At 73.6% G+C, this 14,483-nt stretch carries 12 protein-coding genes; 2 read left to right on the forward strand and 10 right to left on the reverse strand.

Annotation, left to right across the window (positions count from 1 at the left end):
- Position 1: 1 nt before the first annotated feature.
- Positions 2-922, reverse strand: coding sequence for an ion transporter (locus tag O7598_RS26935; RefSeq protein ID WP_269694031.1), 921 nt, complete (start codon positions 920-922; stop codon positions 2-4).
- A gap of 175 nt (positions 923-1,097) precedes the next feature.
- Here O7598_RS26935 and O7598_RS26940 point away from each other — a divergent pair, with 175 nt between their 5' ends.
- On the forward strand, positions 1,098-2,279 hold the full coding sequence (locus tag O7598_RS26940; RefSeq protein WP_269694032.1) for an MFS transporter: 1,182 nt from the start codon (positions 1,098-1,100) through the stop codon (positions 2,277-2,279).
- On the opposite strand, the gene O7598_RS26945 is transcribed toward O7598_RS26940, so the two are convergent.
- From O7598_RS26945 to O7598_RS26985, 9 genes are all read right to left on the reverse strand, one after another.
- Positions 2,257-3,375: a magnesium and cobalt transport protein CorA gene (locus tag O7598_RS26945; RefSeq protein ID WP_269694033.1), complete on the reverse strand. Its 1,119-nt coding sequence runs from the start codon at positions 3,373-3,375 to the stop codon at positions 2,257-2,259. The genes O7598_RS26940 and O7598_RS26945 overlap by 23 nt on opposite strands.
- A 58-nt stretch (positions 3,376-3,433) precedes the next feature.
- Positions 3,434-4,114: a response regulator gene (locus tag O7598_RS26950; RefSeq protein ID WP_269694034.1), complete on the reverse strand. Its 681-nt coding sequence runs from the start codon at positions 4,112-4,114 to the stop codon at positions 3,434-3,436.
- Positions 4,111-6,657: a sensor histidine kinase gene (locus O7598_RS26955; RefSeq protein WP_269694035.1), complete on the reverse strand. Its 2,547-nt coding sequence runs from the start codon at positions 6,655-6,657 to the stop codon at positions 4,111-4,113. The genes O7598_RS26950 and O7598_RS26955 overlap by 4 nt, the downstream gene beginning before the upstream one ends.
- 80 nt (positions 6,658-6,737) lie before the next feature.
- The gene (locus tag O7598_RS26960) at positions 6,738-7,619 is read right to left on the reverse strand and encodes a potassium-transporting ATPase subunit C (protein WP_269694036.1); all 882 of its coding nucleotides are present in this window, start codon (positions 7,617-7,619) and stop codon (positions 6,738-6,740) included.
- Positions 7,619-9,793 (reverse strand): potassium-transporting ATPase subunit KdpB, encoded by a 2,175-nt coding sequence (gene kdpB, locus O7598_RS26965; RefSeq protein ID WP_269694037.1) that lies wholly within the window; start codon positions 9,791-9,793, stop codon positions 7,619-7,621. Before kdpB ends, O7598_RS26960 begins: the two co-directional genes overlap by 1 nt.
- Positions 9,794-9,813: 20 nt before the next feature.
- The gene (gene kdpA / locus O7598_RS26970; RefSeq protein ID WP_269694038.1) at positions 9,814-11,469 is read right to left on the reverse strand and encodes a potassium-transporting ATPase subunit KdpA; all 1,656 of its coding nucleotides are present in this window, start codon (positions 11,467-11,469) and stop codon (positions 9,814-9,816) included.
- Positions 11,469-11,558: a K(+)-transporting ATPase subunit F gene (kdpF, locus tag O7598_RS26975; RefSeq protein WP_036343797.1), complete on the reverse strand. Its 90-nt coding sequence runs from the start codon at positions 11,556-11,558 to the stop codon at positions 11,469-11,471. Before kdpF ends, kdpA begins: the two co-directional genes overlap by 1 nt.
- 216 nt (positions 11,559-11,774) lie before the next feature.
- Complete coding sequence (locus O7598_RS26980; RefSeq protein WP_269694039.1) at positions 11,775-12,923, reverse strand: FUSC family protein; 1,149 nt, start codon at positions 12,921-12,923, stop codon at positions 11,775-11,777.
- A 51-nt stretch (positions 12,924-12,974) separates the two neighbouring features.
- Positions 12,975-13,679 (reverse strand): ANTAR domain-containing protein, encoded by a 705-nt coding sequence (locus O7598_RS26985; RefSeq protein WP_269694040.1) that lies wholly within the window; start codon positions 13,677-13,679, stop codon positions 12,975-12,977.
- 212 nt (positions 13,680-13,891) lie between these two features.
- Here O7598_RS26985 and O7598_RS26990 point away from each other — a divergent pair, with 212 nt between their 5' ends.
- Positions 13,892-14,338, forward strand: a complete 447-nt coding sequence (locus O7598_RS26990; RefSeq protein WP_269694041.1) for an STAS domain-containing protein — start codon at positions 13,892-13,894, stop codon at positions 14,336-14,338.
- Positions 14,339-14,483 lie beyond the last annotated feature (145 nt).

Raw genomic sequence — 14,483 nt, forward strand, 5'->3', positions numbered from 1 at the left:
CTCAGCGTCGTGGCACGTCCTCGCGGTCGATCCGCAACTCCCGCTCCAGCTCGGCGATCACCGTGCGCAGGTCGTCCAGGCGTTGGCTGATGGCGATCCGGTCCACCTCGTCCGGCACGCCGTCGCCGTCGGAGTCGTAGTCCGGGGCCAGTCCCTCGGTCATCTCCAGCCGGCGCGCCTCCTCCATCGAGTTGACGATGACCGCGATGAGGATGTTCAGCAGCAGGTTGACCGCGATCATCACGAAGCTGATGTAGTAGAGCAGCGTCCACGACGACACCTCGAGGCCCTGTTCCAGCAGGTCGGGGAGCGTCTCCAGGGAGAGCAGCACGAACAGCGTCACCAGCGAGCGGCCGATGTCGCCGTACTGCTCGGGGTAACGGTCGCCGAAGATGAGCCAGCCGGCCATGCCGTAGACGTAGAGGGTGACGCCGGCCAGCGCCAGGAACGCCGCCACGCCCGGCAGGCTGCGCCACAGCGCGGTGACGATGGTGCGCAGGCCGGGCGAGAAGCGGACCAGCCGCAGCACCCGGGCCACCCGGACGAACCGCAGCACGGCCGAGTCGCCGTGCAGCCCCGGTACGAAGATCGCGACGGTCACCAGCAGGTCGAACACGTTCCAGCCGTGTCGGAGGAAATCCTGCGGCCGGCGGCCGTACGCGAGCACCCGGATGGTGATCTCCACGACGAAGACCACCCGGAACATCCACTCGGTCCAGCGCAGCACCGACGCCGTGGTGCCCGCGTGCGGGTACGTCTCGATGCCCAGCACGGCACCGTTGGCCATGATGAGCACGACGATCGCGACCTCGAACGGCCGGGACCGGACCATCCGGGCGCACCGGTCCGCCAGTCCCCGTCGTGCGCCGCCGCGACGGCGCTCCCCCCGCTGGGCCGGCACCTCGGCTCGCCGGTCAACCATCCCGACACCCTATGGGTTACCGTCGGCTGGTGATTCCGGCGACCGCGTACGCGCACTGGGTCACGCCTGCTCTCCCGCTCTACGGCGACGACCACGAGCGGGCCGACTTCGCTCCCTGAGGCGCGTGACCCACCCGACGCCTCCACCCGATCCCCCACTCCGGGAGCGATGCCCCATGTCCGTCGACACCTCCGTCCGGTCGGTGCTGCGCGCGCCGCAGGTCGTCCGGGTGCTCCTGGGCAGCCAGCTCGGCCGGTTGCCCACCGCCAGCGGCCCGCTGGCATTGCTGCTCTTCGCCCGCCAGTCGCTGAGCCTGGCCGCCGCCGGCCTGCTGGTCGCCGCCTACACCGCCGGCATGGCGGTGGGCACGCCGCTGCTGGCCCGGGCGGTGGACCGCTGGCGGCAGCCGCCGGTGCTCTGGATCGCCGCGGTCGTCTCCGGCCTGGGCTTCGGCGCGGTGGCGCTCACCGGCGGGCACCTGGCCGGTGCGGTGGTCGGCGCGGTGGTCGCCGGGTTCGGCACGCCGCCGCTGGAGGCCTGCCTGCGGACGCTCTGGCCGGCCCTGCTGCCGCCGGCCACGGTCCCCACCGCCTACACCCTGGACATCGCGCTGCAAGAAATGATCTTCGTGGTGGGCCCGCTGGTCACGCTGCTCGCGGTGACCGTCGGCGGGCCGGCCGCCGGGCTGCTCGCCGCCGCCGTGGTGCAGCTCGCCGGCACCGCGATGTACGCGCTGAGCCCGGCCGCCCGGGCCTGGCGCGGGGTGGCCGCGGTGCGGCACTGGGCCGGGCCGCTGCGCGTACCCCGGTTCACGGTGATGATGCTCGGCGTGGTCGGCGTGGGCGCGGCGGTCGGCAGCATCGCGGTGGCGGTGACCGGCTACGCCGAGGCGGCCGGCGACCGGCGGCTCAGCGGCTGGCTGCTCGCCGCGCAGGCGGTCGGCGCGCTCGTCGGCGGCCTGTGCTGGACCCGGGTCCGACCGGGCGGCCCGGGCCGGCTGCCGGTGCTGGCCGCCGCGCTCACGGCCGGTTTCCTGCCGCTGCTGCTGGCGCCCGGCCCGGTCCCGATGGCCGCGCTGCTCGCGGTGAGCGGGCTGGCGCTGCCACCGGTGCTGACCGCCGTCTTCCTCACCGCCGAGCGGCTGGCCGAGGCGGGCACGGTGGCCGAGGCGTTCGCCTGGGTGAGCACCGCGTTCGTGGTGGGCAGCGCCGCCGGTTCCGCGCTCGCCGGGCTGTCGGCCGGCGTCCGGTACGGGCTGGTCGTCGCGCCGGCGGCCGCGCTGCTCGGCACGGCGGCGCTGGCGACGGTCGCGGCAGGGCACCGGGCGGCCGGGCTCACAGCCAGCCGCGGCGCTTGAACAGCAGATAGAGCGCGCCGCAGACGGCGACCATCAGGGCGACCGCGAACAGGTAGCCGTACCGCCAGCCCAGCTCCGGCATGTGGGTGAAGTTCATCCCGTAGACGGTGCCGATCAGGGTGGGCGCGAACAGGATCGCCGCCCAGGCGGAGACCCGCTTGACCTCCTCGTTCTGCTCGAAGCTGGCCGCGGTGAGGCTGCGCATCTCCTCGTTCTGCGCCTGCGAGACCAGTGTCGCGTTGACGGTGAGGATGCTCTGGAGCAGATGCCGGAACCCGTCCACCCGCTCCACCACCTGGGTGAGGTGGTCGGCCACGTCGCGCAGCCGGCGGCGCAGCTCCTCGTCGGTGCCGTAGCGGTCGAAGCCGCCGGTGAGCGCCTCGACGACCTTCAGCAGCGGTCGCGCCGCCCGCTGGAACTGGATCACCTCGCGGCTCAGCTCGTAGATGCGGCGGCTGGCGTTCGGGTCGCCGCCGAACACCTCGGTCTCGATCTCGTCGATGTCGTTCTCCAGGCCCGCCACCACCGGGGCGTAGCCGTCGACGACCCGGTCGAGCACCGCGTACAGGACCGCCTCGGGACCGAGCGCGAGGACGTTCGGTTCCGCCTCCAGCCGGCGTCGCACGGCGGCCAGGTCGGGCGTGCCCCCGTGCCGGACCGTGATCACGAACCCGGGGCCGAGGAAGAGGTGCAGCTCGGCGAACTCGACCGCCTCCCGCGCGTCCAGGTAGCGGGCGGCGCGCAGCACCACGAACAGGGTGTCGTCGTAGCGCTCCAGCTTCGGGCGCTGGTGGGCGTTGATGGCGTCCTCGACGGCCAGTTCGGGGAGCTGGAACTCGGCGGCCAGCGAGGCGATCTGCTCGCGACCGGGCCGGCGCAGCCCGATCCAGGCCATCGCGTCGTCGAGCTGCTGGAGGCAGCGGAACGTGTCGGCGAGGCCGGCCGGCGACGCGCGTCGTACGCCGTCGACGTAGACGCCGCTGTCGACCAGGCCGTCGGGACGCTCCAGCTCCGCCGCGCCGGCGTCGATGGCGTGCTCGTCCAGCCGCCTGCCGAAGCCCTCCGGCGGCGGTGCCGCGAACCGGTCGTCCGCCATGCCCCTCCCCCGCTGCTCGGCCGGCTCGCGGAGTCCCCGCCGCCGGCCGGCGCAAACGTCAGGGCCGGTAGCGGTAGCCCATGCCGGGCTCGGTGACCAGGTGCCGGGGCCGGGCCGGGTCGTCCTCCAGCTTGCGCCGCAGCTGGGCCATGTACTGCCGGAGATAGTTGGTCTCCTGCTCGTATCCCGGCCCCCAGACGTCGAGCAGCAGTTGCCGCTGGCTGACCAGTTTGCCGGGGTTGCGCAGCAGCTTCTCCAGCATGGCCCACTGGGTGGGGGTGAGCTTGACCTCGGCGCCGTCGTCCCGGGTGACGGTCCGGTCGGCCAGGTCGACGGTGTGCCGGCCGATCCGCAGCGCCGGGACGGCCGGCGTGCTCGGGGCCAGCCGGCGGGTCACCGCGCGGATCCGGGCGAGCAGCTCGTCCACCCCGAACGGTTTGGTCACGTAGTCGTCGGCGCCGGCGTCCAGCGCGGCGACCTTGTCCTCGCTGCCGGCCCGGCCGGAGAGCACGATGATCGGCACCGTGGTCCAGCCGCGCAGCCCGCGGATGACCTCGGTGCCGTCCAGGTCGGGCAGGCCCAGGTCGAGCACCACCAGGTCCGGCGGGTGGCCGGCGGCGGCCTTCAGCGCGGCGGCCCCGCTGTCGGCGACCTCGACGTCGTAGCCGCGGGCCCGCAGGTTGATCCGCAGGGCGCGCAGGATCTGCGGCTCGTCGTCGACGACCAGGATGCGGGTCATTCCTGCGGCCCTCCCGACTCGGTGGCGGCCGGCAGCCGCAGCACCATGGTGAGACCGCCGCCGGGCGTGGTCTCCGGGGTGATGCTGCCACCCATCGCCTCGGCCAGCCCTCGCGACAGCGCCAGCCCGAGCCCCACCCCGGTCTGGTTGTCCCGGTCGCCGAGGCGCTGGAACGGCAGGAACACGTGTTCCCACTGGTCCTCCGGGATGCCCGGGCCGGTGTCGATGACCCGCAGCTCGACCTGGCCGGCGTGGGCGCTGCCGGTGATCGTCGGCGGCCGGCCGGGTGGGCTGTGCCGCAGCGCGTTGGCGACGATGTTGACCAGCACCCGCTCCAGCAGGCCGGGGTCGGCCAGCGCGGCCGGCAGGTCCGGCGCGATGTCCGTGGTCACCGCGGCCGCCGCGGCGCCCAGCTCGTCCAGGGCCCGGGGTACGGCGTCCTCCAGCCCGATCGCGGTCGCGGTGACGCCCAGCGCGCCGGCCTGCAACCGGCTCATGTCCAGCAGGTTCGCCACCAGCCGGCCCAACCGGTCCAGCGACTCGTCGGCGGTGGCCAGCAGTTCCTCGGAGTCGTCGGCGTCGAACTCGACGTCGTGGCTGCGCAGGCTGCTCACCGCGGCCTTGGCCGAGGCCAGCGGCGTACGCAGGTCGTGGCTGACGGCCGCGAGCAGCGCGGTCCGCATCCGGTCGGCGGCGGCGAGCGGGCGCGCGGTGGCGGCCTCCTCGGCCAGCCGCTCCTGGCGCAGCGCGACGGCGGCCTGGGCGGCGAACGCCTCGACGACCCGGCGGTCGGCGGCCTCCAGCCGCCGGCCGGCGAGCACCACGCTGAGCCGGTCGTCGACCGGCACCACGGTCTCACCCGCGCTCGGGCTGCCGGGTGGCCGCTCGCCGACGCCGGCCACCACCCGCCAGGCGGCCTCGTCGGCGGACCGGCCCGGCCGCCCCTCGGCCTCGGCGGCCAGCTCCAGCACGCTGACCGCGCGCACCCCGAACGTCTCCCGGAGCCGGTCCAGCAGCGCCGGCAGGGGACGCGCGCCGCGCAGCACGCTGCCCGCGACGGTGGCCAGGGTCTGCGCGTCGGCGGACGCCCGCGCCGCCTCCCGGGTACGCCGGGCCGCCACGTCGACCACCCCGCTCACCGCGACCGCGACGCCGACGAACACGCCGAGCGCGAGCAGGTTGTCGGCCTCGGCGATGGTGAGCGTGCGGTAGGGCGGGGTGAAGTACCAGTTGAGCAGCAGCGAGCCGCCGAGCGCCGCGACCAGCGCCGGCCACAGCCCGCCGGCCAGCGCCACCCCGACCACGCCGGCGAGGAAGAGCAGGATGTCGTTGGTCAGGGTGAGGTCGGGCAGCGTCCGCAGCAGCAGCGTGAGCAGCGGCATGCCGAGCACGGCGAGCGCGTACCCGAGCAGCCGGCGGCGGCGGGACAGCGCCGCCGGCACGGCCGCGCCCCGGCGCCCGCGCCCCGCCTGCGGATGGGTGACCAGGTGCACGTCGATCGCGCCGGAGAGCGCGGTGGTGGTGACGCCGACGCCGCGCGCGAAGACCTGGGCGAACCGGCCGCGGCGGCTGGCGCCGAGCACGAGCTGGGTGGCGTTGACGCCACGCGCGAAGTCGAGCAGCGCCGCCGGGATGTCGGTGCCGAGGACCTGGTGGTACGTGCCGCCGAGGCTCTCCACCAGCACCCGCTGCCGGGCGAGCTGGGCCGGGTCCGCGCCGGCCAGCCCGTCGCTGCGGGCCACGTGCACGGCGAGCAGGTCGGCGCCCTTGCTCCGGGCGGCGATCCGGGCCGCCCGGCGCACCAGCGTGTCGCCCTCGGGGCCGCCGGTGAGCGCGACGACCACCCGTTCCCGCGCCTCCCACGTGTCGGAGATGCCCTGCTGGGCCCGGTACGCGTCGAGCTGCTCGTCGACCTTGTCGGCGAGCCAGAGCAGCGCCAGCTCGCGCAGCGCGGTGAGGTTGCCGACCCGGAAGTAGTTGCCGAGCGCCGCGTCGATCTTGTCGGGTCGGTAGATGTTGCCGTGCGCCATCCGGCGGCGCAGCGCCTCCGGCGTCATGTCCACCAGCTCGACCTGCTCGGCGGCGCGGACCACCTGGTCCGGCACCGTCTCCCGCTGGGTGGTGCCGGTGATCTGCGCGACGACGTCGTTGAGCGACTCCAGGTGCTGCACGTTGACCGTGGAGAGCACGCTGATCCCGGCGTCGAGCAGCTCCTGGACGTCCCGCCAGCGCTTGTCGTGCCGGGAGCCGGGCACGTTGGTGTGGGCCAGCTCGTCGACCACCACCACCTCGGGCCGGCGGGCCAGCACCGCGTCGAGGTCCATCTCGGTGAGGTCGACGCCCCGGTAGGTGATCGTGCGCCGGGGCACCTGCTCCAGGTCACCGATCATTGCCGCGGTGTGCTTGCGGCCGTGCGTCTCGACCAGTCCGACGACCACGTCGGTGCCACGCTCGGCGCGGCGCTGGGCCTCTTCGAGCATGGCGTACGTCTTGCCGACGCCGGGGGCCGCCCCGAGATAGATCCGCAGCTCGCCTCTGCCCACCACCTCATCCTTTCGGAAAGGAGGGGGCCCCGCTTAACGCATCCGGTAGAGGCGGGGCCCCCTTTTAACACCTGCCGGCGTCAGCGCGCCGGGTACTCCCGGTCCAGCGCCAGGTTGAGTTCCAGCACGTTCACGGCGGGCTCGCCGAGGAAGCCGAGCGACCGGCCGGCGGTGTGCTCCTCGACCAGCCGGCGGACCGCCGCCGGGTCCGCCCCGCGCTCCCGCGCCACCCGGACCACCTGGATCTCCGCGTACGCCGGGGAGATGTGCGGGTCGAGGCCGCTGCCGCCGGCGGTGACCGCGTCGGCCGGCACGGCCGGCTGCGCCGGCGCGTCCCCCCGGACCGGGGTGATCAGGCCGCCCTCGGCCACGTAGTCCCGGCCGGGTCTCGCCGGCTCCACCGGCACGCCCTGCCAGGTGGTGACGAACGGCGTCGCCGGCGCGACCTGGTTGACGCTGACCACGCGGGTGATCTTTCCGGTCAGGCCGTCGGCGCGGAACACGGCGAGCACCGCGCCCACCCCGTCCGGCGTGCAGTACGGCCGCCGCCCGTCCACCCCGTCGAGGTCGCCGATCGCCAGGCTGCGCGCGCAGACCTGGGTGAGCAGGCTCCGCGACGAGGTTTCGTCGTCACCGGTGATGGTGTCCACCACGCTCTCCGGGCCGAGGTTGCTCGCCGCGGTGGCGGTCGGGTCGTAGCCGTCGCCGGCGGCGGACGGGCGGGACTGGAAGTAGCGCGGCACGGGGTCGCCGTCCGCGTCGGTGAACGACTGCCCGATCAGCGAACTGCCGACGGTTCGGCCACCGACGGCGACCAGCGAGCCGCCCGCCCGGCCGTCCAGGCCGGGGATCCGGCCCACGGCGACCAGGGCGAGCGGGTACGCCAGCCCGAGCAGCACGGTGAGGACGAGCACGGCACGCAGGGCGGCCAGGTGTTGGGAGAGCCAACTGGGAAGGCGCATCACGAGATCCCCGGAATGAACTGGACGAGCAGGTCGATGAGCTTGATGCCGACGAACGGCACCACGATGCCGCCGAGGCCGTAGAGCCACAGGTTGCGGCTGAGCAGCTTCGAGGCGCTGGCCGGGCGGTAGCGCACACCGCGCAGGGCCAGCGGGATCAGCGCGACGATGACGATCGCGTTGAAGACGACCGCGGAGAGGATCGCCGACTCGGGGCTGGCCAGGCGCATCACGTTGAGCCGGTCCAGCGACGGGTAGATGCCGGCGAACATGGCCGGGATGATCGCGAAGTACTTCGCGATGTCGTTGGCGATGCTGAACGTCGTCAACGCCCCCCGGGTGATCAGCAACTGCTTGCCGATCTCCACGATCTCGATCAGCTTGGTCGGGTCGGAGTCGAGGTCGACCATGTTGCCGGCCTCCTTCGCGGCCGACGTGCCGGTGTTCATGGCCACGCCGACGTCCGCCTGGGCCAGCGCCGGCGCGTCGTTGGTGCCGTCGCCGGTCATCGCGACCAGCCGGCCGCCCTCCTGCTCCTTCCTGATCAGGGCGAGCTTGTCCTCCGGCGTGGCCTCGGCGAGGAAGTCGTCGACGCCGGCCTCGTCGGCGATGGCCTTCGCGGTGCGCGGGTTGTCCCCGGTGATCATCACGGTCCGGATGCCCATCCGGCGCATCTCGTCGAAGCGCTCCCGCATCCCGGCCTTGACCACGTCCTTGAGGTGGATGACGCCGAGCGCCCGGGCCGGCTCGCCGGCGGTGTGCTCGGCGACCACCAGCGGGGTGCCGCCGGTCCCGCTGATCGCGTCGACCAGCTCACCCACCTGCTCGGTCGGGTGGCCGCCGTGCTCGCGTACCCACTTCATCACCGCGGCGGCGGCGCCCTTGCGGATCTGCCGGACCCCGCCGTCGGCGGCCAGGTCGACGCCGCTCATCCGGGTCTGCGCGGTGAACGGCACGAACGTGGCGTGCGGGATGAGGCCGGGCTCGCGCTCGCGCAACCCGTACTCGTTCTTGGCCAGCACCACCACCGAACGTCCCTCGGGCGTCTCGTCGGCCAGGCTGGAGAGCTGGGCCGCGTCCGCGACGGTGGCCGCGTCCACGCCGTCCACCGGCAGGAACTCGGCGGCCTGCCGGTTGCCCAGGGTGATCGTGCCGGTCTTGTCGAGCAGCAGCGTGTTGACGTCGCCGGCCGCCTCGACCGCCCGGCCGCTCATCGCCAGCACGTTGCGCTGCACGAGGCGGTCCATGCCGGCGATGCCGATCGCGGAGAGCAGCGCGCCGATGGTGGTCGGGATGAGGCAGACCAGCAGCGAGACCAGCACGATGCCGGTGACGCCGGAGTCGGTGATCGCCTGCGTGTCCGGTGCGGCGGCCTGCCAACCCTTGGCGTAGATCGCCAGCGGCTGGAGCGTGACCACCGCGAGCAGGAAGATGATCGTCAGCGCGGCCAGCAGGATGTTGAGCGCGATCTCGTTCGGCGTCTTCTGCCGGTTGGCGCCCTCGACCAGCGCGATCATCCGGTCGATGAAGCTCTCGCCCGGCTTCTGGGTGACCCGGACGACGATCCGGTCGGAGAGCACCCGGGTGCCGCCGGTGACCGCGCTGCGGTCGCCACCCGACTCCCGGATCACCGGGGCCGACTCGCCGGTGATGGCCGACTCGTCGACGCTGGCGATGCCCTCGACCACGTCGCCGTCGGCGGGGACGATCTGCCCGGCCTCGACCAGCACGACGTCGCCCTGCCGCAGTTGCGGCGCGGGCACCGCCTCGTCGCGGTAGGCGTTGGCCGCCGCGCCCGGCGTCCAGCCGAGCAGGCGGGTGGCGACGGTGTCCTGCCTGGCTCGCCGCAGCGTGGCGGCCTGGGCCTTGCCGCGTCCCTCGGCGACCGCCTCGGCCAGGTTGGCGAAGACCACGGTCAGCCACAGCCAGACGGTGATCGACCAGGCGAAGACGGACGGGTCGGCCACCGCGAGCACGGTGGTGAAGAGCGCGCCGATCTCGACGATCAGCATCACCGGGTTGCGCCACAGCGTGCGCGGGTCGAGCTTGCGCAGCGCGTCCGGCAGCGAGGCGATCAACTGGCGCGGGTCGAGCAGTCCGCCGCCGACCCGGCCGCCCGGGGCGGCCGGGGCGCCGATGGCCGGCGCGTCGGCGGTGTCGAGAGGTGCCGTCATGTCCTTGTCTCTCATGGTGGTCACAGCCCTTCGGCCAGCGGGCCGAGCGCGAGGGCGGGCAGGAAGGTGAGCGCGACGAGGACCACCGTGACGCCGACGACCATGCCGACGAAGAGCGGCTTGTGGGTCGGCAGGGTGCCCTCGGACGCCGGGGTGGGCTGCTGGCGGGCCAGCGACCCGGCCAGCGCGAGCACGAAGATGATCGGCAGGAACCGGCCGAGCAGCATGCAGAGGCCCAGCGCGGTGTTCCACCACGGGGTGTTCACGGTGATGCCGGCGAACGCCGAGCCGTTGTTGTTGCTCGCCGAGGTGAACGCGTAGAGCACCTCGGAGAGCCCGTGCGGGCCGGTGTTGAGCGCGGTCGAGGCGTTGCCGGTGGCGAACGCGGCGGCGGTGCCGGTGAGCACCAGCGCCGGTGTGATCAGGAAGTACATCGAGGCGAACTTGATCTCGCGGGACCCGATCTTCTTGCCCAGGTACTCCGGCGTCCGACCGACCATCAGGCCGGCGACGAAGACCGTGAGCACGGCGAGGATCAGCAGCCCGTAGAGGCCGGCGCCGACGCCGCCCGGTGCGACCTCGCCGAGCATCATGTTGCCCAGCGTCATCATCCCGCCCAGCGCGGTGTACGAGTCGTGGAACGAGTTGACCGCGCCGGTCGAGGTGAGCGTGGTGGCCGCCGCGAAGGTGGCCGAGTTCGAGACGTCGAACCGCACCTCCTTGCCCTCCATCGCCGCGCCGACCGCCTGCGGCACCGTGCCGTGCCCGGCCAGCTCGAAGACGTTGGTCAGGGTGATGCTGGCCAGCGCGAGGATCCCCATCACCGCGGCGATCGCGTACCCCTGCCGGTTCTGCCCGACCATCCGGCCGAAGACCCGGGGCAGGCTGAACGGGATCACCAGGATCAGGAAGATCTCCAGCCAGTTCGTCCACGCGGTCGGGTTCTCGAACGGGTGGGCGCTGTTGGCGTTGTAGAACCCGCCGCCGTTGGTGCCGAGTTCCTTGATCACCTCCTGGCCGGCGACCGGCCCGCCGGTGATCGTCTGGGCGCCGCCGGTCAGCGTGGTCACGTCGGTGCCGCCGGACAGGTTCTGCACCACGCCGCCGAGCATCAGCGCGATCGCGCCGAGCACCGCGATCGGCAGCAGGATCCGCAGCGTGATCCGGATCAGGTCGACCCAGAAGTTGCCCAACTCGCCGGTGCGGCTGCGGGCGAAGCCGCGCACCAGGGCCACCGCGACGGCGATGCCGACCGCGGCGGAGACGAAGTTCTGCACCGCCAGGCCGGCCATCTGCACCAGGTGGCCCATGGTCGACTCACCCGAATACCACTGCCAGTTCGTGTTGGTCACGAACGACACGGCCGTGTTCCACGCGCCGTGCGGCACCACCGGGTCGAAGCCCAGCGAGAGCCACAGGTGGTTCTGCAGGCGCTGGAACGCGTAGAGGAACAGGACGGAGACGGCCGAGAAGGCGAGCACGCTGCGGACGTAGACGCCCCAGGTCTGCTCGGCGGCCGGGTCGACCCCGACCAGGCGGTAGATCCCCCGCTCGACGCGGGACGACCGGGTGCCGGAAACCGCCCGGTACATGTGGTCGCCGAACGGCCGGTGCACCGCGACCAGCGCCACCACCAGCGACACCACGAACAGCACCCCGGCTGTGGTCATGCTCATCAGAAGCGCTCCGGGAACAGCAGGGCGACGACCAGGAACACGCCCAGCCCGATCGCCAGCACCAGGCCGACGGCGTTGACGGCGCTCACCGCTTCTCCACACCCCTCACCACGAGGGCGAGAGCCGCGAACAGCCCCACCGTCAGCAACACGAACAGCACGTCAGACACGGCTGACCTCTCCTAGCGGAAGATGTCCTCGCGACCGCCTCCCGGTCGCGCCGGGCAATCAAAACGCCAGGTCGCGCGAACGGACAGGGGCTATAACGCGACCATCACGCCGGGCGGCCGTTTCTTCACGCGCCTTTCACGCCGCCCGGTCGAACGGGCCGAACGCGGCGCGGACCAGGCGGTTCGCCTCGTCCTGGTCGACGTCGGTGGCGACCAGGAGGTCGCTGGCGGTGGTGCGCACCTGGGCCACCACGACCGCGCCGGAGAAGTCCACCCCGGCCCGGTAGGCGCGGCCGGCCTCGGCGACGGCCCGCAGCGCCGACTCGCGGCAGCGGGTCGGCTCCGCCGCGCCGCGCGCGAACTCCTTCCGCAGCTTCCGGGCCGCCTCGGCCAGCGCCGACACCGCGCCCGGCATGGCGTCCGGCACCCGCTCCCCGTCGGCGAGGAGGGTGACCGCCCGGCGGATGAGCGTGCCGCTGTTGCGCATCGCCCGGTCCACCGGCTCGACCGCCCCGGCATACCGGCCGAGCGGTCCCTCCCGGGCGGTCCGGTAGAGCGGGGAGAGCGCGGCGGCCTCCCGGGCGCCCTGCGCCGCCTCGCCGAACGCGCCCATCTCCTCCTTGTTGTCCCGCAGCCGGTCACGGGCGACGCGGGCCTTCTCCGCGTCCCGCTCGCGCAGCGCGTCGGCGGTGCGGTCCAGCTGGTCGGCGAGCAGGTCCAGTGCCGGGCCGGCCGCCCGGTTGATGATCCGCAGCGGGTTCAGCGGCAGCAGCACGGCGGTCACCAGCAGCGTGGCCCCGCCGCCGATCAGCGCGTCGACCACCCGGGGTACTTCGAGGTTCGGCACGGACGGCGTCAACGTGCCGATCAGCACGGCCGTCGCGCCGGCCTGCACCACCAGCGCCGGGCTCCGGCCGACGAACGCCGCCACCACCACGGCCAGCGTGACGATCAGCCCGAGCTGCCACGCGCCGATCCCGACCAGGCGGATCAGCAGGTTCCCGATCAGGATGCCGACGGCCACCCCGATGATCAGTTCCACCGTGCGGCGCAGCCGTTGGCCCACCGAGGCGGCCAGCGCCACCACCGCCGAGATGGGGGCGAAGACCGGTTGGGCGATGTGCAGCAGCGAGTCCGCGACCCACCAGGAGAGGCCGGCGGCCAGCCCGGCCTGGGCGGCCAGCCCGGCACCCGCCCGGACCCGCCGTACCCGGTCGGTCAGCAGCGCCGGCGCGGCGCGCAACCGGCCGGAGAAGCTCCGTCCGCCCGCCCCCGCACCGGCCACGGCCGCGCGTACCCGCTTCCCGGCGGGCCATTCCCGCGCCGCCGTTGGAAGTCAGCGGTTGGCGGCGTTGGCGACCAGGGCCTCGGCCACCTCGCGGACCTTGCGGTTGGTGTCCTGGGAGAGCTTCGACAGCAACGCGAACGCCTCGTCCGCCGAGCACCGCCGCTCACCCATGACGATGCCCTTGGCCTGCTCGATCACCGCCCGGCTGCGCATCGCCTCCTGCATCTGCCGGGCCACGGTGGCCGCGCTGTCGTAGAGGTGCGCGTTGGCCAGGGCGACCGCGGCGTACGCGGCGAAGTCCTCCGCCGTCCGGACGGCCGCGCTGTCGAACGCGTGCGGTGCCACGCCGTAGATGTTGAGCGCACCGGTGACCGCCTCCTGGATCGGCAGCCCGATCGACAGGGAGCTGCCGATGCCCGCCGCGCGGGCGTGCGCGGCCCACTCCGGCCAGCGCTCCTCCACCGCCATGTCGGGCAGCGAGATGCTGGCCGCGCTGGCCGCGGCGTCCAGGCAGGGCCCGCGTTCGTGCCGGTACTGCCACTCGTCGAGTTCCTGGGCCAGGTCGCTGGTGCACGCGGCGCTGGAGTTGCGGCCGCCCTGGGCAAGCGTGACGGTGACGTGGGCACTGCCCGGGACGGTCCGGTTCGCCAGCTCGGCGACGCGCCGCAGGACGTCCGGCAGGCCCATCTCGTCGAGCCGGATCCGGCTCAGCTCGGCGAGGGCCGCACCGGGGTCCGTATTCGGGGCTGCCATCAGCGGATCCTTCGTCGGCCGGCGGTCGGGACGGTCGGGCATCGCCCAACCTACTCGCCGGTCGTCCCCCCGGCACCACGAACGCGACGTGCGGCGACGGCCAGGGCGACGTACTGTCGGGGCACGGGTCAAGACATGCGCCCACCACTCGCTCACCGCCTGCCTCGTTCCCGGCCGGTGAGCGTCCGCCGATTCGTCGGGTGGGAGGTGCCGTGTCCAGAGAGTTGCCGGTCTTCGGCCGTCACCACGTCCGGACCGCGTCCGGGTCGCTGCGGCCGGACGACCCGATCATGTGGCTGAGCTGCGAGGTCCGCGGGGACGTGACGCGCGTCTCGGTCGCCGGTGAGGTCGACCTCAGCAACGCCCACCTGCTGGTGGAGCTGTTGGAGAACGTCGCCGCCCGGTCGCCGCTGGTGGCGGTGGACCTCTCCGAGGTCACGTTCTTCGGCGCGCACGGCACCGACGCGCTGGTCCGGGCCCGACGGCTGGTGACCGAGCGGGGCGGGCGGCTGACCCTCTGCTATCCCTCCCCGGTGGTCCGCCGCGTCCTCGACGTGACGGGCACGCTCGACGGGTTCGAGGTGGTCGAGCGTACGTCCGTCCCCGCCGTCCTCCGGCGGACGGCACGTCGCGTCGTCCCCGCTCCCGCCGGGTCGTAGAGTTGTTCCGTAACTGTCGTCCCGTTCGGGACGTCAGTTACGAGCGTCAAGAAGCGGCGCATGTCCCGATCCGTCGGATCGGACAGCGGTCCGCGACTGCGGGCCGTCCCCGCCATCCGCCGTCCCACCCCCCTGGGGCGACGGC

Origin of the sequence: Micromonospora sp. WMMC241, assembly GCF_027460165.1 — a bacterium.
Lineage (GTDB): Bacteria > Actinomycetota > Actinomycetes > Mycobacteriales > Micromonosporaceae > Micromonospora > Micromonospora humi.

Coding starts and splice junctions, on each gene's coding strand:
- O7598_RS26985 (WP_269694040.1), bottom strand. CDS start 13,679: ATGGCAGCCCCGAATACGGACCCCGGTGCGGCCCTCGCCGAGCTGAGC.
- O7598_RS26945 (WP_269694033.1), bottom strand. CDS start 3,375: ATGGCGGACGACCGGTTCGCGGCACCGCCGCCGGAGGGCTTCGGCAGG.
- O7598_RS26950 (WP_269694034.1), bottom strand. CDS start 4,114: ATGACCCGCATCCTGGTCGTCGACGACGAGCCGCAGATCCTGCGCGCC.
- O7598_RS26960 (WP_269694036.1), bottom strand. CDS start 7,619: ATGCGCCTTCCCAGTTGGCTCTCCCAACACCTGGCCGCCCTGCGTGCC.
- O7598_RS26935 (WP_269694031.1), bottom strand. CDS start 922: ATGGTTGACCGGCGAGCCGAGGTGCCGGCCCAGCGGGGGGAGCGCCGT.
- kdpA (WP_269694038.1), bottom strand. CDS start 11,469: ATGAGCATGACCACAGCCGGGGTGCTGTTCGTGGTGTCGCTGGTGGTG.
- O7598_RS26940 (WP_269694032.1), top strand. CDS start 1,098: ATGTCCGTCGACACCTCCGTCCGGTCGGTGCTGCGCGCGCCGCAGGTC.
- kdpB (WP_269694037.1), bottom strand. CDS start 9,793: ATGACGGCACCTCTCGACACCGCCGACGCGCCGGCCATCGGCGCCCCG.